Source organism: Microbacterium sp. BLY (assembly GCF_017939615.1).
Classification (GTDB): Bacteria; Actinomycetota; Actinomycetes; order Actinomycetales; family Microbacteriaceae; genus Microbacterium.
In genome coordinates this window covers 379,597-403,501 of sequence record NZ_JAGKSR010000001.1, presented here as the reverse complement: position 1 = coordinate 403,501, position 23,905 = coordinate 379,597, and the positions used below count along the sequence as shown (strand labels likewise).

At 71.1% G+C, this 23,905-nt stretch carries 25 protein-coding genes; 13 read left to right on the top strand and 12 right to left on the bottom strand.

The features are described from left to right. Nucleotides 1–166: 166 nt before the first annotated feature. From KAF39_RS02205 to KAF39_RS02180, 6 genes are all read left to right on the top strand, one after another. On the top strand, nucleotides 167–931 hold the full coding sequence (locus KAF39_RS02205; RefSeq protein WP_210675760.1) for a sugar phosphate isomerase/epimerase: 765 nt from the start codon (nucleotides 167–169) through the stop codon (nucleotides 929–931). 43 nt (nucleotides 932–974) lie between these two features. Next, nucleotides 975–2,042, top strand: a complete 1,068-nt coding sequence (locus KAF39_RS02200) for a LacI family DNA-binding transcriptional regulator (RefSeq protein ID WP_210675759.1) — start codon at nucleotides 975–977, stop codon at nucleotides 2,040–2,042. Then, entirely contained in the window at nucleotides 2,039–3,142 is a 1,104-nt protein-coding gene (locus tag KAF39_RS02195; protein WP_210675758.1) for a glycerate kinase, read from the top strand. The genes KAF39_RS02200 and KAF39_RS02195 overlap by 4 nt, the downstream gene beginning before the upstream one ends. Nucleotides 3,143–3,283: 141 nt before the next feature. Beyond that, nucleotides 3,284–4,135 carry an ABC transporter permease gene (locus KAF39_RS02190; RefSeq protein ID WP_246878205.1) on the top strand — a complete coding sequence of 284 codons (852 nt, stop codon included), beginning with the start codon at nucleotides 3,284–3,286 and terminating at the stop codon, nucleotides 4,133–4,135. A 26-nt stretch (nucleotides 4,136–4,161) separates the two neighbouring features. After that, complete coding sequence (locus KAF39_RS02185; protein ID WP_210675757.1) at nucleotides 4,162–5,202, top strand: ABC transporter substrate-binding protein; 1,041 nt, start codon at nucleotides 4,162–4,164, stop codon at nucleotides 5,200–5,202. 11 nt (nucleotides 5,203–5,213) lie between these two features. Next, complete coding sequence (locus KAF39_RS02180; protein WP_210675756.1) at nucleotides 5,214–6,032, top strand: ABC transporter ATP-binding protein; 819 nt, start codon at nucleotides 5,214–5,216, stop codon at nucleotides 6,030–6,032. A 217-nt stretch (nucleotides 6,033–6,249) separates the two neighbouring features. On the opposite strand, the gene pgm is transcribed toward KAF39_RS02180, so the two are convergent. Continuing rightward, a complete protein-coding gene (gene pgm, locus KAF39_RS02175; protein WP_210675755.1) occupies nucleotides 6,250–7,893 on the bottom strand; it encodes a phosphoglucomutase (alpha-D-glucose-1,6-bisphosphate-dependent) in 1,644 nt (547 codons plus the stop codon). Between the two features lie 45 nt (nucleotides 7,894–7,938). Between pgm and pheA the strand changes: the two genes are divergently transcribed. After that, the gene (pheA, locus tag KAF39_RS02170; RefSeq protein WP_210675754.1) at nucleotides 7,939–8,922 is read left to right on the top strand and encodes a prephenate dehydratase; all 984 of its coding nucleotides are present in this window, start codon (nucleotides 7,939–7,941) and stop codon (nucleotides 8,920–8,922) included. A gap of 149 nt (nucleotides 8,923–9,071) precedes the next feature. Here pheA and KAF39_RS02165 read toward each other — a convergent pair whose 3' ends face one another. The 5 genes from KAF39_RS02165 to KAF39_RS02145 all read right to left on the bottom strand — a co-directional run bounded on the left by KAF39_RS02165 (nucleotide 9,072) and on the right by KAF39_RS02145 (nucleotide 12,401). Beyond that, a complete protein-coding gene (locus KAF39_RS02165; protein WP_210675753.1) occupies nucleotides 9,072–9,278 on the bottom strand; it encodes a methyltransferase in 207 nt (68 codons plus the stop codon). 114 nt (nucleotides 9,279–9,392) lie between these two features. After that, on the bottom strand, nucleotides 9,393–10,328 hold the full coding sequence (locus KAF39_RS02160) for an endonuclease domain-containing protein (RefSeq protein ID WP_210675752.1): 936 nt from the start codon (nucleotides 10,326–10,328) through the stop codon (nucleotides 9,393–9,395). Nucleotides 10,329–10,612: 284 nt separating this feature from the next. After that, nucleotides 10,613–11,650: an LLM class flavin-dependent oxidoreductase gene (locus KAF39_RS02155; protein WP_210675751.1), complete on the bottom strand. Its 1,038-nt coding sequence runs from the start codon at nucleotides 11,648–11,650 to the stop codon at nucleotides 10,613–10,615. 36 nt (nucleotides 11,651–11,686) lie between these two features. Continuing rightward, a complete protein-coding gene (locus KAF39_RS02150; RefSeq protein WP_210675750.1) occupies nucleotides 11,687–11,914 on the bottom strand; it encodes a DUF2795 domain-containing protein in 228 nt (75 codons plus the stop codon). 64 nt (nucleotides 11,915–11,978) lie between these two features. Next, nucleotides 11,979–12,401 carry an Hsp20/alpha crystallin family protein gene (locus KAF39_RS02145; RefSeq protein WP_060922486.1) on the bottom strand — a complete coding sequence of 141 codons (423 nt, stop codon included), beginning with the start codon at nucleotides 12,399–12,401 and terminating at the stop codon, nucleotides 11,979–11,981. A 125-nt stretch (nucleotides 12,402–12,526) separates the two neighbouring features. On the opposite strand from KAF39_RS02145, the gene KAF39_RS02140 reads away from it, so the two are divergent. Both KAF39_RS02140 and KAF39_RS02135 read left to right on the top strand, forming a co-directional pair. Next, entirely contained in the window at nucleotides 12,527–12,838 is a 312-nt protein-coding gene (locus KAF39_RS02140) for a MerR family transcriptional regulator (RefSeq protein ID WP_210675749.1), read from the top strand. An 83-nt stretch (nucleotides 12,839–12,921) separates the two neighbouring features. Next, nucleotides 12,922–14,652 carry a sodium:proton antiporter gene (locus tag KAF39_RS02135; protein ID WP_210675748.1) on the top strand — a complete coding sequence of 577 codons (1,731 nt, stop codon included), beginning with the start codon at nucleotides 12,922–12,924 and terminating at the stop codon, nucleotides 14,650–14,652. Between the two features lie 162 nt (nucleotides 14,653–14,814). Here KAF39_RS02135 and KAF39_RS02130 read toward each other — a convergent pair whose 3' ends face one another. From KAF39_RS02130 to KAF39_RS02105, 6 genes are all read right to left on the bottom strand, one after another. Then, complete coding sequence (locus KAF39_RS02130; RefSeq protein WP_210675747.1) at nucleotides 14,815–16,236, bottom strand: dicarboxylate/amino acid:cation symporter; 1,422 nt, start codon at nucleotides 16,234–16,236, stop codon at nucleotides 14,815–14,817. Nucleotides 16,237–16,378: 142 nt separating this feature from the next. Continuing rightward, complete coding sequence (locus KAF39_RS02125; RefSeq protein ID WP_210675746.1) at nucleotides 16,379–16,720, bottom strand: hypothetical protein; 342 nt, start codon at nucleotides 16,718–16,720, stop codon at nucleotides 16,379–16,381. 160 nt (nucleotides 16,721–16,880) lie between these two features. After that, nucleotides 16,881–17,117, bottom strand: coding sequence for a helix-turn-helix transcriptional regulator (locus KAF39_RS02120; RefSeq protein WP_060922489.1), 237 nt, complete (start codon nucleotides 17,115–17,117; stop codon nucleotides 16,881–16,883). Beyond that, nucleotides 17,114–17,866, bottom strand: a complete 753-nt coding sequence (locus tag KAF39_RS02115; RefSeq protein WP_210675745.1) for a hypothetical protein — start codon at nucleotides 17,864–17,866, stop codon at nucleotides 17,114–17,116. The genes KAF39_RS02120 and KAF39_RS02115 overlap by 4 nt, the downstream gene beginning before the upstream one ends. Further along, nucleotides 17,866–18,501 (bottom strand): hypothetical protein, encoded by a 636-nt coding sequence (locus tag KAF39_RS02110; RefSeq protein WP_210675744.1) that lies wholly within the window; start codon nucleotides 18,499–18,501, stop codon nucleotides 17,866–17,868. Before KAF39_RS02110 ends, KAF39_RS02115 begins: the two co-directional genes overlap by 1 nt. Further along, nucleotides 18,501–19,124, bottom strand: a complete 624-nt coding sequence (locus KAF39_RS02105; RefSeq protein WP_210675743.1) for a hypothetical protein — start codon at nucleotides 19,122–19,124, stop codon at nucleotides 18,501–18,503. The genes KAF39_RS02110 and KAF39_RS02105 overlap by 1 nt, the downstream gene beginning before the upstream one ends. Nucleotides 19,125–19,299: 175 nt before the next feature. On the opposite strand from KAF39_RS02105, the gene KAF39_RS02100 reads away from it, so the two are divergent. The 4 genes from KAF39_RS02100 (at nucleotide 19,300) to KAF39_RS02085 (ending at nucleotide 23,899) form a co-directional block, all read left to right on the top strand. After that, the gene (locus KAF39_RS02100) at nucleotides 19,300–21,831 is read left to right on the top strand and encodes an ATP-dependent Clp protease ATP-binding subunit (RefSeq protein WP_210675742.1); all 2,532 of its coding nucleotides are present in this window, start codon (nucleotides 19,300–19,302) and stop codon (nucleotides 21,829–21,831) included. A gap of 203 nt (nucleotides 21,832–22,034) precedes the next feature. Beyond that, nucleotides 22,035–22,535 (top strand): amino-acid N-acetyltransferase, encoded by a 501-nt coding sequence (locus KAF39_RS02095; protein ID WP_210675741.1) that lies wholly within the window; start codon nucleotides 22,035–22,037, stop codon nucleotides 22,533–22,535. 60 nt (nucleotides 22,536–22,595) lie between these two features. Continuing rightward, nucleotides 22,596–23,240 (top strand): hypothetical protein, encoded by a 645-nt coding sequence (locus KAF39_RS02090; RefSeq protein WP_210675740.1) that lies wholly within the window; start codon nucleotides 22,596–22,598, stop codon nucleotides 23,238–23,240. Between the two features lie 239 nt (nucleotides 23,241–23,479). After that, nucleotides 23,480–23,899: a dehydrogenase gene (locus KAF39_RS02085; RefSeq protein WP_210675739.1), complete on the top strand. Its 420-nt coding sequence runs from the start codon at nucleotides 23,480–23,482 to the stop codon at nucleotides 23,897–23,899. Nucleotides 23,900–23,905: the final 6 nt, after the last annotated feature.

Here is a 23,905-nt window from a genome sequence, read left to right as displayed (position 1 = left end):
GGCACGTGTGCACGGTCGGGCCCGGGGTTCGGTCGTGCAGACGGGACGAGGTCGTGCAGACGGACTCGACACGGGGAACGGAAGGGGCCGGGTCGTCCGACCGAGGAGCCCGGGGGTGGACGGGCCGGACGGTGCCGGCGGACGGGAGGACTGAGAGGATGACGGGATGACGGGGATCCGTGCGGGGCTGTGCTCGGTGACGTTCCGGGCGCTGCCGCCGGAGAGGATCGTCGGGCTCGCGGCTGCCGCAGGCCTCGACGTGATCGAGTGGGGCGGCGACGTGCATGTGCCGCCGGGAGACGTCGGCCGCGCCGCGGAGGTCGCGCGGATGACCGCGGATGCCGGGCTCGCCGTCGCGTCCTACGGATCGTACTTCCGCGCCGGATCGGAGGAGTCGCTCACCGCCGTCCTCGACAGTGCCGCGGCCCTGGGTGCCGACCGGGTGCGGGTGTGGGCGGGTGCGCGCGGCTCGGCGGAGGCGTCGGCGGAGGAGCGCCACCGCATCGTGACCCGCCTCCGGCAGGCGGCGGACGAGGCCGCGGCGCGCGGCATCGGGCTCGCCCTGGAGTTCCACGGCGGCACGCTCGCCGACACCGCTCCGGCCACCCTCGAGCTGCTGCGCGAGGTCGCTCACCCGATGCTGTCGACATACTGGCAGCCCACGGTCGGCGCCGCCGTCCCCGTGGCGCTCGAGGAGTTCCGCCGGCTCGGCCCCCATGTCTCCGCCGCTCATGTCTTCTCCTGGTGGCCGCGCACCGAGCGCCACACCCTCCGCTCGCGGTCCGCGCTCTGGACGCGCTTCTTCGCGGAGGCTGCCGCCCTGCCGCGTCCGCCGCGCGACGCGCTGCTGGAGTTCGTACCCGACGACGCCCCGGAGCTCCTCGCCGGGGAAGCCGCGGCCCTCCTCACCTATCTCGGACGCCGGCCGTGAGCGTCGCCCCGAGCGGTTCCGTTCCCGTCGGTAGGCTCGGGGCATGACCTCGTCCGCCACCCCGGCAGAGCCGCCGGCCGCGCGCCGCCCCCGACACGCCCGCGGCCCCGCGCCCACGCTGCACGACGTCGCGCTGGAGGCCGGTGTCTCGTTGGCGACGGCGTCCCGGGTGCTCAACGGTTCCGAGCGCAAGGTCGCGGCGCCGTTCCGCGAACGGGTGGAGGCGGCTGCGGAGGCCCTCGGATACACCGCGAACGTCTCCGCGCAGGCGACGGCCCGCGGACGCTCCCCGGTGATCGCGCTGCTCGTCGCGGACATCGCCGACCCGTACTTCGGTCTCATCGCCTCCGGCGTCGCGCGCGGGGCCGACGAACAGGGCCTCGTGGTGACCGTGGCGATCACCGAGCGCGATCCGGCCCGCGAGGCCCGTATCGTCCGTGCGCTGCGCGGCCAGCGACCGCAGGGACTCATCCTCGCCGCCTCGCGCACGCAGGAGGAGGGGCAGGCCGAGACGGCCCGCGAGCTCGCCGAGTTCACCCGCCTCGGCGGACGGGTCGTCGCGTTCGGTGCGGACGGGGACGGCGACCGCCGCGTCGAGATCGACAACAGGACGGGTGCATCGGCACTTGGTCGGCGCATGGCGGATCTCGGATACCGGTCGGCGGTGCTCATCGGGGCGGGGGAGGGCGTGCGGACGTCGGACGATCGTCTGGCGGGCTTCCGTGCCGGCTTCACGGAGGGCGGTGGCGAGATCGCGCAGATCGTCCGCGGCGACTTCCGGCGCGAGTCCGGGGCCGCGGCGATGACCGCCGCGCTCGCCGCCGGGGTGCCCCGCGGCACGCTCGTGTTCGGCATCAGCGACGTCGTCGCGATCGGCGCGATGGCGGCCATCCGCGCGGCCGGCCGAGAGGTCGGCGCGGACATCGCCGTCTGCGGGTTCGACGACGTGCCGTCGAGTCGCGACGTGAGCCCGGCGCTGACCACGGTCTGTGTCCCGCTGAGCGATGCCGGTTACCAGGCGTTCCGCGCGATCGTCGATGACGATTGGCAGCAGCCGGCCCTCCCGCTCGAGGTGGTCGTCCGCGCCAGCACGCCGGGGCTCGGGGCATGACCCGCGTCGTCGTCGCTCCGGACAGCTTCAAGGGCACCATCACCGCGGCCGATGCTGCGGCGGCACTCGCCGCCGGCTGGCGGGATGTCGATCCGGAGGCGGAGGTCGTGCTCCGGCCGATGGCCGACGGCGGGGAGGGGACCGTGGCGGCGTTCGCGACCGCCGTTCCCGACGCCCGGCGGATGCCGGTCACGGTCGACGGCCCGGGCGGTGCTCCGGTCGAGACCTCGTGGCTCCTCCTGCCGCCCACGGCGGACGCCCCGGGCGGCACCGGCGTCGTCGACATCGCCTCGACCTCCGGCATCGAGCTCCTCGACGGCCTGCGTCCGTGGGACGCCGACACGACCGGTTTCGGCCAGGCGATCGTCGCCGCTCTGGACCACGGGGTCTCGCGCCTGATCCTCGGGATCGGGTCCAGCGCCTCCACGGATGGCGGCACCGGCCTGCTGACCGCGCTCGGCGCGCGGTTCGTCGATGGGGAGGGCAGGCCGGTCGCCCGCGGGGCCCGGGGCCTGGCGCACATCGTCAGGGCGGATCTGGGGGCGCTCCGGGCAGCACCGGACGTGCGGGTGCTGACCGATGTCACCAATCCGCTCACCGGCCCGCGCGGCGCGGCGGCGGTGTTCGGCCCGCAGAAGGGGCTCACGGCACCGGAGGACATCGCCCGCGTCGACGACGCGCTCGCCCATCTCGCCGCCCTCCTGCCCGTCGACGCCGAGCTGCCCGGCACGGGTGCCGCCGGGGGCACGGGGGCGGCTCTCGTGCGCTGGGGTGGGGTGCTCGCGCCGGGGGCGGCGGAGGTGGCTGCGCTCATCAATCTCGCCGCGGCCGTGCGCGGGGCGGACGTGGTGATCACGGGCGAGGGGTCGTATGACGGGCAGTCGGGCGATGGGAAGGTGCCGTCGTTCCTCGCCGGGCTCGCGGCCGAGGCGGGGGCACGACCGCTGCTCGTCGCGGGCCGCATCGCGGACGACGCGGATGCCGGTCTGTTCACGGAGGCCCGGTCGCTGACCGCGCTGGCGGGCTCGACGGACGCCGCCCTGGCTGATCCCGCGCGCTGGCTGCGGGTCGCGGGCGCGGAGCTGGCCCGGGCGCGGTGACGGTCCGGGACGCCGCACGGGCGCGGGTGATCCGCGTGTCGGCGACACCGCGCGTTGACACGGCAGAACGCTCGGCATAGACTCGCACCACCACTCGGGAATGCGCTTTCCCGAATCCTTCACGAAGATGTCGAGGACCCCATGTCGTCTGCCCCGAACGCGACCATGACCCTGGCGCTGGCCGCCGATCGCCCCGAGCCCCCGGGCATCGTCCGCTGGTGGAGCCGCCACTGGCACCCGCTCGTCTTCGTGCTCGCCGTCCTCGCCCTGTGGTGGGTGTCCACGAGCCTCGGGTGGGTGCCCGCGTTCATCATCCCGTCGCCCGCCGACACCTGGTCCGCCTTCACCGACAACGCCGCCTACCTCGCGCAGAACACCTGGGTCACCACCTACGAGACCGTCATCGGCTTCGTCATCGCGGTCGTCGTCGGCGTCCTCGTCGCCGTGCTGATGGTCTACTCGCGCGGCCTGGAGCAGACCCTCTATCCGGTCATCCTCTTCGCCCAGGTCATCCCGAAGATCGCGATCGCGCCGCTGTTCGTGGTGTGGCTCGGGTTCGGGGCCGAGCCCAAGATCCTCGTGGCCGTGCTCATGGCCTTCTTCCCGGTCGTCATCTCGGGCCTCGCCGGCCTGCGCACCGTCGACCCGGAGATCCTCCAGCTCGCGTCGACCATGGGGGCCAGCCGGTTCAAGACGTTCCTCAAGGTGCGACTGCCCGCGGCGCTGCCCGAGCTCCTCTCCGGCCTCAAGGTCGCCGCGACGCTCGCCGTCACCGGTGCCGTCGTCGGTGAGTTCGTGGGTGCGAACGAAGGCCTCGGCTACGTGATCCTCCAGGCCAACGGCAACCTCGACACCGCCATGCTCTTCGCCGCGCTCATCATCATGTCGCTGCTCGGCGTCATCCTCTTCGGCATCATCCAGATCGCCGAGCGCTTCCTCATCCCGTGGCACGCCTCCAAGCGCGACGTCGCCGCGGCCACCGTCCGACTCTGACCCCCCTCCCACGAAAGAAGGCACTGATGAAGAAGTCAGGCACCATCCTCAGCTCGATCGCCCTCGCGTCCGCCGCGGTGCTCGCCCTCTCCGGATGCGGAGGAACCTCGGCGCCCGCCGGCTCCGGTGACGGCGGCGACGGCGACGACGAGCTCACGCCGGTCACCCTCATGCTCAACTGGTACCCGTACGGCGAGCACGCCGCGTTCTACTACGGCGTCGACCAGGGCATCTTCGAGGAGCACGGCATCGACCTCACGATCAAGGCCGGTCAGGGGTCGACGAAGACCGCGCAGGCCGTCGGGCAGGGGCAGGTCGACTTCGGCTGGGCGGACACCCCCGCCGTCCTCGCGAACATCGACAAGGGCGTCGGCATCAAGAGCGTCGGCGTCTTCCTGCAGACCACGCCGTCGGCCGTGCAGGTCTTCGCCGATTCCGGCATCTCCAGCCCCGAAGACCTCAAGGGCAAGACCATCGCGGTCTCTGCGGGCGATGCCCCGACCACCACCTTCCCGATGTACCTCGAGGCCGTGGGCCTGGACGAGGGCGACGTGACGCAGCAGAACCTCGACGCCGCGGGCAAGATCGCCGCCATGCTCTCGGGCAAGGTCGACGGCCTCATCGGCTTCGCCCACGACCAGGGTCCGACGATCGCCGACAAGAGCGGCAAGGACGTCGAGTACCTGCGCTACTCCGACGCCGGGCTGAACTTCTTCAGCAACGGCCTCATCGCCCCGACCGACACCATCGAGAACGACCCGGAGCTCGTCGAGGCGCTGGTCGCAGCGACCTCCGAGGCCTTCGAGGCCGCGCAGGAGGACCCGGAGGCGGCGGTCGCCGCGATGGAGGGCAAGGACCCGCAGATGCCGTCGCAGGAGGTGCTGCTCCACCAGTGGGAGGAGACCATCGAGCTGCTCCACACCGACGCCACCGAGGGCCAGGCGCCCGGCGCGAACGCCACCGAGGACTGGGAGTCCACGCTGGAGGTGCTGTCCGAGGCCGGGCTCATCTCGGGCGACGGCGACGTGGACACCTACTTCGACGACTCGTTCACCCCCGGCAAGTGAGACCGAACGTCATGGGCACTCACGTTCAGCAGGAGCGCGACACCGCGGTCACGAGTACCGCGCCGGCGCTCGAGGTCACGGACCTCGCGATCACCTTCGCCTCCAAGCGACGCCAGGTCACGGCCCTCGAGGGCGTCGACCTGCGCGTCGAGGAGGGGGAGTTCCTCTCCATCGCCGGGCCCTCCGGCTGCGGCAAGTCCACCCTCCTGAAGGCCGTGGCCGGACTCACCGCTCCGAGCCGGGGGAGCATCCGTCTCCGCGGCGACGAGGTGCGCGGTCCGCGGCAGGACATCGGCTACGTGTTCCAGCGGGCGGCGCTGCTGGAGTGGCGCAGCGTCCGCGGCAACATCCTCCTGCAGGCCGAGATGCGCGGGATGGACATGCGCAAGGCTCAGGCCCGTGCCGACGAGCTCATCGAGATGACCGGGCTCACCGGCTTCGAGAAGTCGCTGCCGCATGAGCTCTCCGGCGGCATGCAGCAGCGGGTGTCGCTCTGCCGGGCGCTGTTGCACGAGCCGCGGGTGCTGCTCATGGACGAGCCGTTCGGTGCCCTCGACGCCCTCACGCGCGAGCGCATGAACGTCGAGCTCAACCGCATCTGGAGCGCCACCGGCACGACCGTGCTGCTCGTGACCCACTCGGTCGCGGAGGCCGTGTACCTCGCCAGTCGCGTGATCGTGATGGGGCCGCGCCCCGGACGGATCCTGGAGGAGCACCGCGTCGACCTCCCGGCCCGCCGCGGCTACGCCGATGTGCTGGAGACGGAGGAGTTCCACCGCGTCTCCAGCCGCGTCCGCGAGCTCCTCGGCTCCTCCACCGACGCCGACTGACCCCCGCGCTCCCGTCCCCCCGTCCCCCCCGCCCCCGCCCCCGTGCGGGATCAAAACCGCCCCTCCCCAGCGTCCCCCGGGCCCGTTTTCGATCCCGCGACAGGGGTGGTGCCGGGCGGACGCCCAGGGCGGGATCGAAAACTCCCCCCGGCGGCGGCCGAGGGGAGCGGTTTCGATCCCGCAGCACGCCCGGGAGGCGGCGCCGCGGGAGGGAGTGTCAGTCGCCGAGGGCGGCGGACACCACGGCGCGGGCCTCGGCCTGCACCTCGGCGAGGTGCTCCGGGCCGCGCAGGCTCTCGGCGTAGAGCTTGTAGACGTCCTCCGTGCCGGACGGCCGGGCGGCGAACCACGCGTGCGGCGTCTGCACCTTGAGCCCGCCGATCGCCGCGCCGTTGCCGGGAGCGTGCGACAGCTTCGCCGTGATGTCCTCGCCGGCGAGGGTGGTCGCGGTCACCGACTCGGGAGCGAGCCTGCCGAGGGTGGCCTTCTGCTCGGGAGTCGCCGGAGCATCGACCCGCTGATACGCGGACGACCCGAAGGCGTCCTCCAGCTCGGCGTAGCGCTCGGACGGGGTCTTGCCCGTGACGGCGAGGATCTCCGCCGCCAGCAGGCAGAGGAGGATGCCGTCCTTGTCGGTGGACCACACGGAGCCGTCGTGACGGAGGAAGGAGGCGCCGGCAGACTCCTCCCCGCCGAACGCGACGGAGCCGTCGAGCAGCCCCGGCACGAACCACTTGAAGCCGACCGGCACCTCCAGCAGGCGACGACCGAGCGACTCCGCGACCCGGTCGATGATCATGGACGACACGAGCGTCTTGCCCACCGCGGCGTCGCGCGGCCAGTGCTCGCGGTGCGAGAAGAGGTAGTCGATCGCGACGGCCAGGTAGTGGTTCGGGTTCATCAGCCCGGCGTCGGGGGTGACGATGCCGTGACGATCCGCGTCGGCGTCGTTCCCGGTGAGGATGTCGTAGTCGCCCTTCTTGGCCACGAGGGCGGCCATGGCCGAGGGCGAGGACGGGTCCATCCGGATCTTCTCGTCCCAGTCGAGCGTCATGAAGCGCCAGGTGGGGTCGACCTCCGGGTTCACGACCGTCAGATCGATGTCGTGCATCTCCGCGATCAGCGACCAGTACTCCACGGAGGCGCCACCCAGAGGATCGGCGCCGATCCGCACGCCCGCGCGACGGATCGCCTCGAAGTCGATGATCGAGGGAAGGTCGCGGACGTACGCGTCCCGGAAGTCGTAGCCGGTGATCGCGTCCCAGTCCACGTCGGCGAACCGCTCGCGCCGGACGTCGGACAGTCCGCCCGCGATGAGCTGGTTGGCGCGGTCGGCGATCCAGCCGGTCGCGTCCGTGTCGGCGGGTCCGCCGTGCGGCGGGTTGTACTTGAAGCCGCCGTCGCGGGGAGGGTTGTGCGAGGGGGTCACGACGATGCCGTCGGCCCGGCCCGGGTCATCGGCGGCGCGCCCGCGGTTGTAGGTGAGGATGGCGTGGCTGAGTGCGGGGGTGGGCACCCAGGAGTCCCGGGCGTCGACGCGCACATCGACGCCGTTCGCGAGCAGCACCTCGATGGCGCTGCGCTCGGCGGGGAGGGAGAGGGCGTGGGTGTCGCGACCGAGGAACAGCGGTCCCGTGATGCCCTGCGCCGCGCGGTAGTCGACGATCGCCTGTGTGGTGGCGAGGATGTGGTGCTCGTTGAAGCTGTTCGTGAGAGACGAGCCGCGATGGCCGCTGGTGCCGAACACGACCCGTTCGGCCGCCACGTCCGGGTTCGGTACGCGGTCGTAGTAGGCGGCGATCAGCTCGTCGACGTCGATCAGGTCACTTTCCTCCGCGGGGAGGCCGGCACGGCTGCTCATGCTCTCAGTCTGCCCCGTGCGGCCGATGCGCGCATCCGCCTTGACATGCGGGAATGCGATGAGTCACCGAGGGATAGGCTGAACGCCGTGACCGCACGCCGCACCTACAGCTACCTCGGACCAGCCGGAACCTTCACGGAGGCGGCCCTCGACCAGGTGGCGGAGGCCCGGGGCCAGGAGTGGCGCCCCGTGCACAACGTGGGCGAGGCGCTCGCGGACGTGCTGGAGGGCCGCAGCGACGCGGCGATGATCGCCATCGAGAACTCCATCGAGGGCGGTGTCTCCACCACGCAGGATGCGCTGGCGACCCTCCCCGGCCTGCGCATCATCGGCGAGTATCTCGTGCAGGTGAACTTCGTGCTCGTCGCGCCCCGGGGGACCACGCTCGACCAGGTCGAGGTCATCGCCGCGCACCCCGTCGCCTACGCGCAGTGCCACGGCTGGCTCGGCGAGCACCTCCCGACGCACTCGCACGTGCCGGCGGCGAGCAACGTCGCCTCCGCGATCGGCGTGCTCGACGGCACCTCGCCGGCGCAGGCGGCGATCGCCGCGCCCGGGATCGTGCAGCACTACGACGTGGAGGTGCTGGCGGAGGGCATCGGGGACAACGCGGCCGCCGTCACGCGGTTCGTGCTGGTGACCCGGACCACCCGTTCCCCCGCGCCGACCGGAGCCGACAAGACCTCGCTGATCGTGGAGCTCCCGCACGACCACCCCGGCTCCCTGCTGGAGATGCTGGAGCAGTTCTCGACCCGCGGCATCAACCTCTCTCTCATCGAGTCCCGGCCGATCGGCGACGAGCTCGGTCGGTACCGGTTCGTCATCGACGCGGACGGTCACATCGAGCACGAGCGGATGGCCGACGCGCTCCTCGGGATCCGCCGCTTCAGCCCGCGCGTGGTGTTTCTCGGCTCGTATCCCCGGGCCGACCGGCAGATCGTGCAGTATCCGGACCGCTACTCCGACGAGGTCTTCATCGAAGCGCGCGACTGGCTCCGCGGTATCCTCTCCGGCGAACCCGAGTCCTGACCCGTCCGCGTGGCTCTCTCCCGCGCTGGCGGGACGAGAAACGTTCCTCCCGCCCGCGCGGCGGGCGCCTTTTCCCTCCGGCTCGCGGGTGCAGAGCGCCACGGCGGGTGCGGGGCGGACCGTGGGTGCGGGGCGGACCGTGGGTGCGGTCAGTGCTCCTGGAACCGCGGCCACGCGCTGCCGGGGAGCATGCGTGCGTGCAGGGCGCCCTTCGCGGAGGCGAGGGTGGGATAGGTGCCGGTGGCGGCGTCCGCTCCCGCCATGGTCACCACGTAGCCGGCCTCGTCATGGCGGATGCTGCCCACGACGCCGTTCGTTCCGTAGGCGACCCAGAGTGCGAGTGTCTTGGTGCTCATCGTCGAACCCCTTCCTTCCGCTGAGGCTACGCCTCGCGGTTCGCGGGGGCCAGCCCCTCCTTCTGGCCGCAACGAAGAGCCCTCGTTTCCGCGTCCGCCGATCACCGTCCGCCTTCATCCGCTGTGCCCTCCGCCCCTCGCGAGGGCTCGGTGCACCCGTGCCGCGAGCGCTTCGCCGCCGTCGCGGAAGTCGAGCTCGGTCACCCGGATCACGAGCCACCCGTGATCCTCGAGGTCGCGCTGGCGTCGGACGTCGACCCGCCATTGATCACGGTCCGTCCGATGGCCGTCCCCTTCGTACTCGATCGCGATGCGGCACTCCGGGTAGGCGAGGTCGACCCGGGCGAGGAATCGGCCGCCCGCCCGGACGACGTGCTGAACGGCGGGCTCGGGCAGTCCGAATCGCCCGAGAAGGAGACGGGTCTCGGTCTCCTTCGGCGACTCGACGCCGGGGCGCGCGAGCCGGAGCCCGTCGCGAATGCGCCCGCATCCCGGGAATCGTCCCCACCACGCCAGGCGCTCCTCGATGTCCGAGACGCTCGCGACAGGGAGCGCCGCGTACAGGCCGGGGTAGGCGTCGCTGCCGGTGAGAAGCGCGTCGAGCGCGACCGTCAGCGCCGGAGCCGCGAGTTCTCGCGCGCAGAGGAAGACCGCGGACATCGGGTCGAGGACCGGGGCTCCGCGGACGCGCCACACCTCGATCCGGTCGGGTGCGACGCGGCGGCCGCGGACGCCCGGGGTGCGCGGCGGCGACGTGCCGGTCGGGACGGCCACATCGAGCGGCTCCGAGGGCGTCCACCGGGCCGGGATGGGGATGCCCCACAGGCGCAGGGCCGTCCGTCCGGCGAACGCCTGTCCGTCGCGCAGGCGGGGCAGATAGCAGGCGATCTGCTGGTCGAACGTCGTCGGGGTCCGGATCGCCCGGACCCCGGCGAAGGGCCGTGCGAGGTCCCGGCTGGAGTACCGCTTTCGGCCGACGCCTCTCGCGGCGGCGTCACGCACGGCGAAGGCGGTCCCGAGGTCGGGAGGGAGAGGAGTCCGGTGTCGCATTCCTTCATGCTGCGCGCGGCTTCCCGCCGTCGGAGCTCACCCGATGTCCACTCTCCAGTCCGTGTGGAGAACCCGTCACGGCCGTCCGGTGTGCGGGATGACGCCTGTTCGCCGACGCCCTCGCAGCCCGGATCCAAAAGGTTCCCCGGTTCCTCGCTTCGGGCCCGTTTTCGATCCCGCGACCCTGGGGCGTGTGGAGCGGGGATCGGAAAGGGGCGTGGGGACGGGCGGGGAGGGGCGGTTTTGATCCCGCGAGGGCCGGGACCAGGGGGACCAGGGTGGGGTCAGGCGGCGGAGATGAGTTCCAGGGTCTGGGTGCGGCCGGGAGCGGCGTCGCGGGGCTCCGCGTCGTAGGCGCCGGCGACCGGGGAGAGCATGACCTCGTCGACCCCGAAGCGGGCGGCGAAGGCGCGGACGTCGGCGGCGACGGTCTCACCCGTGCCGACGAACCATCGGGATCGCGCGGCCTCGACGACCTGGTCGGTCGCGGCGTCGTGCTCCGCGGCGAGGGCCTGTTCGACGGTCTCCAACGGGACGAGCGGCTGGTTGAGCCGGAGTCGCGCCATCATCCGCAGCTGCGGCAGGGCGCGGTCCTCGGCCTCCTCGGCGGTCGGGGCCGCGACGGCGTTGACGGTGAGGAAGGTCCGCGGCTCCGGGTGCTCTTCGCTCGGACGGTAGTTCGTGCGGTACAGGTCGAGCGCGCGCTCGAGACCCTGTCCGGAGAAGTGGTTCGCGAAGACGTACGGCAGCCCCAGGGAGGCGGCGAGCTGCGCGGAGTAGTCGCTCGATCCCAGCAGCCACACCTCGGGGACCCCGGTCGCGGCGGGGGTGGCCCGCACGGTGTACTCGCCGCCGGAGGTGAAGCGCACGGTGGCGCCCTCGGTGGTGAAGAGGGCGGCGATGTCCTGCACGTGCCGCGGGAACTGCTCGACGTCGCTGGTGGTGCCGGATCCGCGGAGCAGCTGGGTGATCACCGGGTCGCTGCCGGGGGCGCGGCCCAGACCCAGGTCGATGCGTCCGGGGGCGATCGCCTCGAGCGCCGCGAACTGCTCCGCCACGATCAGCGGCGCGTGGTTGGGCAGCATGACGCCGCCGGACCCGAGGCGCAGGCGGGAGGTGCGGGTCGCCGCGGCCGCGATGAGGACCGGCGGCGTGGTGGACGCGACGGCGGGCATGTTGTGGTGCTCGGCGAACCAGAAGCGTCGGTATCCGAGCCGGTCGGCGGTCTCGGCGAGGGTGAGGGAAGCGGTGATGGCCTCGGCGCTGGTCTGGCCGGAGCGGACCGGCACGAGGTCGAGGACGGAGAGGGCGACGTCGTTCATCTCCGGGTGCAACCTCGGCGGCCGCTCCGGCATTCCCTAGGCGGCGAGGGGCGACGAAGGGGTCAGCGCGTCGGCGAGGGCGGCGCGCGCGAGCCGGTAGCGGATGAGCCAGGCGGCGCTGAAACTCTGCTCCGGAAGGTCGCGCAGTGCGGCGCGGTCGTCGGCGGGGAGCCCTTCCCGTGCGGCTTCGCGCAGGAGGTCATCGCGGGTCGCCGGGTACTCCATGTCGGCGAGGAAGCGGTCGAGGGTGGGGGAGAGGGCCATGAGTCGTCCTTTCTGTGAGAAGAGAGGAAGGGAGCGGGGGCGGCGCGAGGCCGCCCCCGGGCGATCAGGCGTCGATGGCCTGGCGCTGTTCGCCGGACTCGACGGTGATCTTGCGCGGCTTCGCGCGCTCGCTGACCGGGATCACGACGGACAGCACGCCGCTCTCGTAGGAGGCGCTGATGTTGTCCAGGTCGACGCCGTCGCCGAGCGAGAACTGGCGGAGGAACGATCCGGCGCCACGCTCGCGGGCGAGCCAGCGGACGCCTTCGCGCGTGTCGGCCGTCCGCTGGGCGCGGATCGTGAGCTGGCCGCCGTCGAGGTCGACGTCGATGGAGCCGGGGTCCGCCCCCGGGAGATCGGCGTGGAGGATGTAGCGGTCACCGTCGCGGTACAGGTCCACCGGCATCGACCGGGGTGCGCGCACGGAGTCCAACACGCTCGCGGCGAAGCGATCGAGCTGGCTGAAGGGGTCGAAGGTCAGTGCCATGAGGTTTCTCCTTTCGTGCGGCCCTGCTGAGGGCTGAGGTGCGGTGCAGATTATCTGCACTTCAGGTATAGATTTGTTATAGAACACCGTCAGAAATCTCGCAACCCCGAATGAGGACACCCCGAATGACCGCCCGCGACTCGCGTACCCCGCTCTACGGCATCGCCGTGGCCGCCCAGCTCGTCGACCTCCCGGAGGCGACGATCCGGCTCTTCGAGAGCAAGGGGCTCCTCGCGCCCGCTCGCAGCGACGGCGGCACGCGCCGGTACAGCGACGACGACATCACGCGGCTGCGCCGGGCGGCCGCACTCCGCGGGGACGGCATCAACATCGCCGGGATCGCCCGCGTGCTCGACCTGCAGGACGAGAACGCGGGCCTTCGGGAGGCCCTCGACGCCGAGAACACCGCCGGTCGCGAACGCCCCGCGACCCCCTGACCGACCGCAGCCGCCGCGGTGCGCCACCCGCCCCGGATGACGCCGCCGCCGGGGCGCATCGATGACGCCGCTACGCTTTCCGCATGGAAGCCGGGATCTTCTACGTCCTCGTCGGAGCTGTCGCCGTCGCCGCGATCGCGCGCTGGCGGGGATGGCCCGCCCCGCTGCTGGTGACCGTCGTCGCGCTCGCCGCGTCGTTCCTGCCCGTGGTGCCGGAGATGGAGATCGACGGGCATCTGCTGCTGAGCCTCGTGCTGCCGCCGCTGCTCTACTCGGCGGCGCTCGACGTGTCGTTCGTGGGGTTCAAGCGGAGCCTCCCGCAGATCCGCCGTCTCGGGATCTGGCTCGTCCTGCTGACCGCGTTCGCTGTCGGGCTCGTGGCCTGGTGGATCCTGCCGTCGCTCACCCTGCCGGGGGCGCTCCTGCTCGGGGCCATCGTCGCCCCGCCGGACGCGGTGTCGGCGGCGGCGATCGGTCGTCGTCTCGGGCTTCCCCGCCGCATCATGACGGTGCTGTCGGGCGAGAGCCTCATCAACGACGCCACCTCGCTCACCCTCTACCGGGTGTTCGCCGCGATCCTCGCGGGGGCGACCGTGTCGATCGGGGGCGGTGTCGGGCAGTTCGTCCTCGCAGTCGGGGTGGGGGTGGGCATCGGGCTCGTCTTCGGGATCGTGCTGCACCAGCTCCGGATGCGCATCGGCGACCCGGTCGTGATCGGCACGTTCGGCCTGCTCGCTCCCTTCGGCGCCTACAACATCGCGGAGCACCTGCTCGGCTCCGGCGTCCTCGCGGTCGTCGCGATGGGGCTCTTCGTGGGCTTCAACGCGCCGCGCACCGACTACACGACCCGGCAGCAGGAGGCGCCGCTGTGGCTGTCGGCCGACCTGCTGCTGGAGAGCTTCGTGTTCGCGTACATCGGCCTCCAGTTCCCGCGGGTGCTCAACGACCTCGGCAGCGAGTCGGTCGGGCACATCCTCCTGCTCTCCGGAGCGGTGCTGCTCGTGGTGCTGGTCGTTCGGCCGCTCTACATCTATCCGATCAGCGCGTGGTCGAACTTCCAGGACCGTCGCCGGTTGGCGCGCATGGATCGGGGGATCGCCTCCGGGGAGTTCGACGAGCGTCGACGGCGGTCCCGACGGTGGCGCGATCAGAGCACCGACGAGTTGCGGACGCAGATCGTGCGGGAGCGCATGGCGGGGCTGCGGCTCACCTGGAAGGACAACGCCGTCATCTCCTGGGCGGGTATGCGCGGGGTGGTGACCCTCGCGATCGCCGTCGCCGCCGCCGATCTGGCCGGGCTCGACACCGAGGCCGCGCACGCGATCGTCGTCGTCGCGTTCATCGTCACCGTGGGCACGCTGCTGCTGCAGGGGCTCACGCTGCCGCTGCTCATCCGGCGCCTGGAGATCGCGGGGGACGAGGAGCACGAGGAGGATGTGGCGGCCCTGGAGACCGTCAAGGCCAAGAGTCGTGAGGCCGGCAAGGCGTACCTCGCCGAGAAGCGCCGGGAGTGGGAGCAGAAGCACGGCGAGGTCGACCTCGGGATGTTCGACGCGTTCACGAAGCGCATGACCCGGGTGGAGAAGGACACCGACGACGCCCAGCAGGTGGAGGACGCCGTCGCCCGTCCGTCCTACGACGACCTCGTCGCGCTGACGAAGGGATGGCTGCAGGTGCGGCGGGAGATCCTCGTGGCGGAGCGCGATGCGGGCGACCTCGACGAGGAGGTCATGCGGGAGCTGCTCGCCGCGATGGATGCGGAGGAGCTCGCTCTCGACACCCGCGGCGCGACTCGCCCCCTGCGCCGCAACTGACTCCCCTTCCCGCCGACCCACCCCTTTCCGGTCGTCCCGGCCCCTTCCGGTCGCACGCAAGGGGCCGGGACGCACGAAAAGGGGTGGGTCGGCGGAGGTGCGGGGATACGAAGAGCGCCCCACCTCCGGGAGGAAGATGGGGCGCTCGTCGGGAGACCGGGGTCAGCGGGTGCCGGCGGGCTCCGGGGTGGAGGTGGCGGGCGCCTCGGGGGCGTCGTCGCCGGAGTCGTCGGCGAACGGCAGACCCTCGCGCGGTGCGTTGTAGAGCTCCTCGTCGAGGATGCCCTCGCGCTTCGCGACGATCGCCGGGATGAGCGCCTGACCGGCGACGTTCACCGCGGTGCGACCCATGTCGAGGATCGGGTCGATCGCGAGCAGCAGGCCCACGCCCTCGAGTGGCAGTCCCAGGGTCGACAGCGTCAGCGTGAGCATGACGACCGCGCCGGTGGTGCCGGCGGTGGCGGCGGAGCCCACGACCGAGACGATGACGATCAGCAGGTACTGCACGAAGTTCAGCTCGATGCCGAAGAACTGCGCGACGAAGATCGCCGCGATGGCCGGGTAGATCGCGGCGCAGCCGTCCATCTTCGTCGTCGCACCGAGCGGCACGGCGAACGAGGCGTACGAGCGGGGCACGCCGAGGTTGCGCTCGGTCACGCGCTCCGTGAGGGGGAGCGTGCCGATGGAGGAGCGGCTCACGAAGGCGAGCTGCACCGCGGGCCACACACCCGAGAAGTACTGCTTGATCGACAGCCCGTGCGTGCGCACCAGCACCGGGTACACGACGAACAGCACGAGCGCGAGGCCGATGTAGACTGCGGCCGCGAACCAGCCGAGCGACGCCAGCTTCTCCCAGCCGTACTTGATGACGGCGGAGCCGATGAGGCCGAACGTGCCCAGCGGGGCGATGCGGATGATCCACCACAGCACGCGCTGGATGACCTTGAGCAGCGACTCGGTGAAGACGAGGAACGGCTCGGCCTTCTTGCCGGCCTTGAGCGCCGCGATGCCGACGACGGCCGCGACCACGATCACCTGGAGGATGTTGAAGCCGACGCTCGAGGTGAAGGAGCCGTCGGTCGCTCCGGGCGAGGTGCTGACGGTCAGGCCGAGGAAGTTCTGCGGGATCAGGCCGAGGAGGAAGTTCCACCAGGTGCCGACCGTGTACGGCTCGCCGGGCTCCAGGCCCTCACCGGCACGGCTACCCGGCTGGATCACGAGGCCGAGGACGATGCCGATGATGACGGCGATGAAGGCGGTGATCGCGAACCAGAGGATCGTCTGTCCGGCGAGGCGGGCGGCGTTCTGCACGCGACGCAGGTTGGAGATGCTGGCGACGATCGCCGTGAAGATCAGCGGGACGACGGCCGCGCGGAGCAGCGTGACGTAGGAGCTGCCGATCGTGTCGAGGGTGGTCGACAGGCCGGTCGGGTTCTCGGCGGTGGCGCCCAGCTGGCGGCCGATCAGACCGGCGGCGATGCCGAGGACGAGGGCGGCGATGATCTGGAAGCCGAACGATGTCAGCAGCTTCCGGACCGGCCCGCGGGTGTCTGGCGCCTTCTGGGCGCGTGCGGTGGTGCTCATTGAGGTGGGTACTCCAGAATCGCGGCGCGCCGAGTGCACGCCATGAGGCTCAACGCTAGGAGAGCCTGGGAATTCCCTGGGCGGATATGACGAAGGATGACGGCCGCCCTCCCCGGGCCGTCATCCTTCGCTGCGTTCCGCCTCAGGGCGTGACGCAGTCCTGGAGGTTGTCCTGGATGATCTGGGTCGTGAGCGCCTTGTCGGCCTCGTCCCGCTGCTTGTCCTCGCCGTCGGCGATGTAGCCGAGCGTCTCGTCGCTGAGGTCGGAGTCGACGAGGGCTTCGGCCAGGCAGGTGGCGGCGTCGTCGGTCATGGCCTCCTCCTGCGGCGTGCCCTCGAAGACCTTCTGGATGCCGTCGGCGACCTCGTCGACCGAGGGGCGGCTCTCTCCGGCGCAGGCGGCGAGGGAGAAGGCGAGGACAGCGGCCGGAGCGATCGCCAGAAGGCGGAGGCCGCGGCGCGACGAGGTGCGAGAGCTGATCATGGGACGACCGTACCCACTCACAGACGACTCATAGAAGGGGCTTGCGAAGCGCGGCACGGTCGTGCTCGCTTCTGTCGACCCACCCCTTTCCGCGCACCCCGGCCCCTTGCGGTCGCGCGCAACGGGCCGGGGTGCACCGAAGGGGGTGGGTCGACGGAAGTCAGCGATCGGCGAGGACGAGGAGGTCGCCGACCTCGCAGTCGAGGGCCTCGCAGATCGCCCGCAGCGTGGAGTAGCGGATCGCGCGGGCACGATCGTTCTTCAGCACCGACAGGTTCACGATGCTGACGCCGACGGCGGCGCTCAGCTCCGTCAGCGTCATCCCGCGGGCCGCCAGCAGCTCGTCGAGACGGCAATGGATGCCCGTGAACTCGTCGTCGCTCTCCGCCGGGCTCACACCAGCCCCTCCGTCTCGCGCTCCAGGGCGGCTCGCTCCTGCTCCACGCGCATGCCCTGGCGGAACACCGCGGCGAGGGCGAGGAGGCCGAGCGCCGCGGCGAACGGCAGCGGTGTGACGGTGAGCTGGTACGCGTGCGGGTACCAGGGGCTGTCCGCCGGCAGGGCCTCCCGCAGCCCGGTGGTGGCCGCGATGCCGTTGAGGAGGTCGGAGAGCACCCCCAGCACGGCGAAAGCGATCGCGCCGCCGACCAGGGCGCGGGTCACGGTGCGCGAGAACGCGCGTCCCCGAAGGGTGTGGAAGCAGATGAGCGCGAGGACGATGGCGGGCAGCGTGGTGAGGGCGAGGGTGCTGAGCTGTGCGGCCGCGGCGAGGAGGCGTAGCCCGAGCGAGGCGTTGCCCACGGTGAAGTCCGACAGCTCTGTCCCGCCGCAGGAGAGCATGGTGGTCGTGCTGTCGCCGTTCTCCGAGCACGGGAGGCTCGAGGGCCAGTCGAGGAAGACGGTCGTCCCGCCGTGCAGCTCTGCCCAGTCGACCGCGAACGCCTTGATGATGAACGACACCGCGCCGAGCACGGAGAGCGTGATCCACCACCCGGACAGCGTGAGGGCCGCGTCGAGGGCCACGGTGCGGCTGCCCCGGCGGCGGCTGTTCCAGACCACGATCGCGACGACGGCCGCGCAGACCGCGAGCGCGATCCCGATGTTGAGCAGCGAGGGCCAGACGGCCTCCGAACCGAACGTGATCATCAGACGAGCCCCTCCGTCTCCTTCTCGAGCACGCTCTTCTCCTGTTGCAGCCGGATACCGCGGCGGAAGGCGACGGCGATGAGGCCGACGGCGACTCCCGTGGCGAAGATGGGGGCGACCGCCCAGAACTCGATCGGATGCGCCGGTTCGCCGGCACCGAGGCCGAGGGCGGCCGAGATCCCGTTGCGGGCCACCGCCTCGAGCATCACGATCGCTATCGGTGCGAGCACCAGCGTCCAACCGATCACGTCGAACGCGCGCGCGTTGCTCGGCACGAAGAACCGGCCCCGGAGGAAGTTCCAGGCGACGAGGGTCACGGCGCCGATGACCGCGGTGGCGGCGAGGGCCCACAGAGCGATCGACGCGACGATGGCGGCGACGGCGGCACCGTCGACGCCGGTCGCGAACACCATCACCTCCTGGGCGACGCCGTCGATCGACTGCTGTCCGGAGTCGACGGTCGCCGAGAGGGGCTGCTCGTCGATCGGCATCGACCAGGCGATGCCGACCTCCCGGAAGGTGGCGGCGACACGGAGCGCGGTGCCGATGCCGACGGCCACGAGGGCTGCCGCGGCGTAGAAGATGACCGCGCTCGCGTCGGCGCGTTCGGAGCGGGTGGCGGTGGTGGCGGTCATCAGACGAGTCCTTCCGTGTCGCGCTGCAGGCGGCGGCCGATCGTGAACACGCCCGCCACGAGAGCCAGGGCGAACGCCCATCCCACGGGTGCGAGGTCGAACTCCACGAGCAGCGTCCACAGCACGTCTTCGACCCCCGGGTCGGTCGCGGCCAGATCCTTCACGATCTCGGCGCGGCCGATGCCGCCGGCGAGTTGTCCGAACAGCGTGCCCGCCATCAGCAGGCAGGCGGCGACGGCGAACATCCACCCGAGGGAGGCGCGGAACGGACGGGAGCGGATGAGCGAGACGCCCAGCCACCAGACCACCGCGCACAGAGCCACGGTGGCGAGCGCGGGGAGCGCCGTCTCCAGGAGCAGGAGCCAGCGGGCGCCCGTGGGCGGTGCGGTGAGTGTGACGAGGGCGGAGTCGACGGTGGCGCCCGCGATTCTGGCCACGCCGTCGAGGGCGGAGAGGTCGACGTCGTGCACCGGCATCGCGACCGTGGGCGAGGGCGCGAACAGGGCGGCGGCGGCCTGCCCGACGGCGACGATGGCGCCGATCCCGACGCTGACGGCGCCGGTCGCGATGAGCCCGAGCGCGATGCCGTCGGCGAGCGCGGGGCGTCTTTCCGTGGCGAGCATGTGCTCCTCCTGAGGTTCATGGGTTATCGACTTTCGTTAACATAACGACTGTCGATAAACCCGTCAAGGCCTCGCTATGCCCACGGCGAACACGGGCATACCCGCCATTCCTGGTCGTTACTCTCGATGTACAAGCGCTTCATGCGTCTTCGCCCCGTGCGAATAAGGAGTCAACATGTTCGAGAGATTCACGGACCGAGCCCGTCGAGTGGTCGTCCTCGCCCAAGAAGAGGCGAAGATGCTCAACCACAACTACATCGGCACCGAGCACATCCTGCTCGGCCTCATCCACGAGGGCGAGGGCGTCGCAGCCAAGGCGCTGGAGTCGCTCGGCATCTCCCTCGACGCCGTGCGCGAGCAGGTGCAGGACATCATCGGCCAGGGTCAGCAGCAGCCGACCGGCCACATCCCGTTCACGCCGCGCGCCAAGAAGGTGCTCGAGCTGAGCCTCCGCGAGGCCCTGCAGCTCGGTCACAACTACATCGGCACCGAGCACATCCTCCTCGGCCTCATCCGTGAGGGCGAGGGCGTGGCCGCTCAGGTGCTCGTCAAGCTGGGCGCCGACCTCAACAAGGTGCGGCAGCAGGTCATCCAGCTGCTCTCCGGCGCTCCGGGCCGCGAGCCCGCATCCGTCGGCGCGCAGTCCAACGACACCCCGTCGGGTGCGCAGGGCGGCTCGCAGGTGCTCGACCAGTTCGGTCGCAACCTCACGCAGGCCGCGCGCGACAACAAGCTCGACCCGGTGATCGGGCGCGAGAAGGAGGCGGAGCGGGTCATGCAGATCCTCTCCCGCCGCTCCAAGAACAACCCCGTTCTCATCGGCGAGCCCGGCGTCGGCAAGACCGCCGTCGTCGAGGGCCTCGCCCAGGCGATCGTCAAGGGCGATGTGCCCGAGACGCTGAAGGACAAGCAGCTCTACTCGCTCGACCTCGGCTCGCTCATCGCCGGTTCCCGCTACCGCGGCGACTTCGAGGAGCGCCTGAAGAAGGTCACCAAGGAGATCCGCACGCGCGGCGACATCATCGTCTTCATCGACGAGATCCACACCCTCGTGGGTGCGGGTGCCGCCGAGGGCGCGATCGACGCGGCCAGCATCCTCAAGCCGCTGCTCGCCCGCGGTGAGCTCCAGACGATCGGTGCCACCACGCTCGACGAGTACCGCAAGCACTTCGAGAAGGACGCCGCGCTCGAGCGCCGCTTCCAGCCGGTGCAGGTGAACGAGCCGACGCTGCCGCACGCGATCAACATCCTCAAGGGGCTGCGCGACCGGTACGAGGCGCACCACAAGGTGCAGATCACCGACGGCGCGATCGTCGCCGCGGCGAACCTCGCCGACCGCTACGTCTCCGACCGCTTCCTCCCGGACAAGGCCATCGACCTGATCGACGAGGCCGGCGCCCGCCTGCGTCTGTCGATCCTGTCCAGCCCGCCCGAGCTGCGCGAGTTCGACGAGAAGATCGCCGCCGTGCGCGAGCAGAAGGAGATCGCCTCCGAGGAGCAGGACTTCGAGAAGGCCGCCTCGCTGCGCGACGAGGAGAAGAGCCTCCTCGCCGAGCGCCTGCGCCTCGAGAAGCAGTGGCGTGCGGGTGACGTCGCGACCCAGGCGGTCGTCGACGAGGGCCTGATCGCCGAGGTGCTCGCCCAGGCGACCGGCATCCCCGTGTTCAAGCTGACGGAGGAGGAGTCCAGCCGACTCGTCTTCATGGAGAAGGCGCTGCACCAGCGCGTCATCGGTCAGGAGGAGGCCATCGCGGCCCTCTCCAAGACCATCCGTCGTCAGCGTGCCGGCCTCAAGGACCCGAAGCGTCCGTCGGGCTCGTTCATCTTCGCCGGTCCCACGGGCGTCGGAAAGACCGAGCTCGCGAAGGCGCTCGCGGAGTTCCTCTTCGACGACGAGGCCGCGCTCATCTCGCTCGACATGAGCGAGTTCGGCGAGAAGCACACCGTCTCGCGGCTGTTCGGTGCCCCTCCCGGGTTCGTCGGCTTCGAAGAGGGTGGTCAGCTCACCGAGAAGGTACGGCGCAAGCCGTTCAGCGTGGTCCTCTTCGACGAGATCGAGAAGGCGCACCCGGACATCTTCAACTCGCTGCTGCAGATCCTGGAAGAGGGTCGCCTCACCGACGGTCAGGGTCGGATCGTGGACTTCAAGAGCACGGTCATCATCATGACCACCAACCTCGGTGCGCGTGACATCGCCGGCGGCCCCGTCGGCTTCCAGATCGAGGGCAACAACGCCACGAGCTACGAGCGGATGAAGGGCAAGGTCAACGAAGAGCTCAAGCGGCACTTCAAGCCCGAGTTCCTCAACCGTGTCGACGACATCATCGTCTTCCCGCAGCTGAGCAAGGACGAGCTGGTGCAGATCGTGGATCTGTTCACGAAGCGCCTCGGCGACCGCCTGCTCGACCGCGACATGACGATCGAGCTGTCGCAGTCCGCCAAGGAGCGCCTGATCGAGATCGGGTTCGACCCGGCTCTGGGTGCTCGTCCGCTGCGTCGTGCGATGCAGCACGAGATCGAGGACCGCCTGTCGGAGAAGATCCTGCACGGCGAGCTCGACTCGGGCGACCACGTGAAGGTCGACGCGAAGGACGGGGAGTTCCTGTTCGAGCACGGCCCGCGCGGCGAGAAGGTCGCGGTCGGTGTGAACACCGGCGGCGGCGCGATCTCGGGCACGCCCGACCTGGCGATCACCGGCAACGACTGACCCGCGACAGGGTTCCCGAAGGGGCGGATGCGACGGCATCCGCCCCTTCGTCGTCTCCGCTCGGCCCTCGCTCCCGGGCACAACTTCGGAGACGAGAGGCGACACGCGGGGCGACGCCCTCGGGCGGCGGGGTGTCGGGCGGGATCTCCGAAGTCGTGCCGCGTCGGGGAGCGGGTGCGAGGGGCGGGTCCTAGGCTGGTCGGGTGAGCGCGTACATCGTCCGGCCGGCCCGCAGCGCCGACATCGTCAGCATCCGGAACCTGCTCCAGCCGATGGTGGAGCAGCGCATCCTGCTCGGCAAGGACCTCGCCGTGCTCTACGGCGCCGTGCAGGAGTTCGTCGTGGCCGAGGCCGACGGCGAGCTGATCGGCTGCGGCGCCCTGCACGTCATCTGGGAGGACCTCGGTGAAGTGCGCACGCTGCTCGTCCGCGAGGACTGGCTGCACCACGGCGTCGGGCGGGCCATCGTCGAGCGGCTCGAGGAGAACGCGCGCGCGCTCGGGCTCTCCCGGCTGTTTTGCCTCACCTTCGAGGTGGACTTCTTCGGACGGCGCGGGTTCACGCCCATTGGCGAGCAGGTCGTCGACCCCGACGTGTACTCGCAGCTTCTGCGCAGCGGCGACGCCGGTGTCGAGGAGTTCCTCGACCTCGCGCACGTGAAGCCGAACACCCTCGGCAACACCCGCATGCTCAAGGTGCTCTGACCCCGGGCCGACCGCCTCGCGCCTCCCGGCGCGCGGAGGCGGATCGCTTAACCTGGAACCATGCCCCGTCACTCCGCCGCCGTGTACCGCCGCCGGCGACTGGCGGCGCTGCTCGGGCTGATCCTCGTGCTCGCGATCATCGGCGCCGCGGTCTGGCTCCTCGTGGCGCGGCCGTGGGTCGCGACCGGCGGGGAGGACCCGGGGCCGGCGCCCACGTCGTCGGCGACCGGCACTCCCACGCCCTCCGGATCGCCGTCGCCCTCACCGTCGCCGTCGGCGGACGCCACTCCGGCGGTCGTCGCATGTGAGGCGAAGGACGTCGAGGTGAAGGCCGTCACGGATGCCGAGTCGTACGCGGCGGGCGTCTCGCCGAAGCTCTCGATCTCGCTCACCAACAAGGGCGACCAGGACTGCACGATCGATGTGGGGTCCAGCATGCAGGTGTTCACCGTCTCCAGCGGCTCCGACGTGTGGTGGCGTTCGACCGACTGCCAGGAGAACCCGAGCAGCATGATCGCCACTCTCACGGCGGGATCCACCGTCGTCAGCAAGGAGCCCGTGGTCTGGGACCGCACGCGGTCGAGCGTCGAGACCTGCGCACAGGAGAATCGGCAGCGGGCACCGGGCGGCGGGGCGTCGTACCACGTCGGCGTCTCGATCGGCGGGTTCCCCAGCGCCTCCACCACGCAGATCCTCCTGTTCTGAGGGGGAGACGGGCCCTGTGCTGACAGGGCTGGTTCTTTGGGATACCATAGATGTGACTCTCCGCATCTGCGGCAACATGCCATCCCCAGTGGCGTCGTATTACAGCGTCCCCAGCGCTTCGACACCGCCGCTCGAGAGTCCGAGGGCCCTCTCGAGTACCCCAGTCCCCAATGGAGGACTCGAGAGGGCCCCAATCTTTCCCGGCGCCGCCGCGCCGTCCCGGTGCCTAAGCTGGAAGCATGGCAGCGAAGAAGGCGAAGTCCGCGAAGGGCGCGAAGAAGAAGCCGGCCCCCGAGGACTTCCGGTCCGAAGCCCTGGCTCTCGCACTCGAGAAGCAGGACGTCGCCGCGGTCGCGTTCGCGCTGCGGCACGGCACCACCGTGGTCCCGCTCATCAAGCCCGGTGCCCGCGACAACCCCCTCGACAGCGGCGAGGTGTGGACGTACCGCGACCCGAACACCGGCGACCTCGCGCTGCTGCTGTTCAGCGACGCCAAGAACAAGCCGGCGAACCTCCCGCCCGGTGTCGGCATCTACGACGCGACCTGGCTGCGCGCCTTCCTCGCCGCCCACCCGATCACGACCGTGTTCCTCGACATCGCGGGTCCGCACCCGATGCAGGCCGATCCGGTGGAGCTGCTCAAGGCCCTCGACGCCTGACCGCGG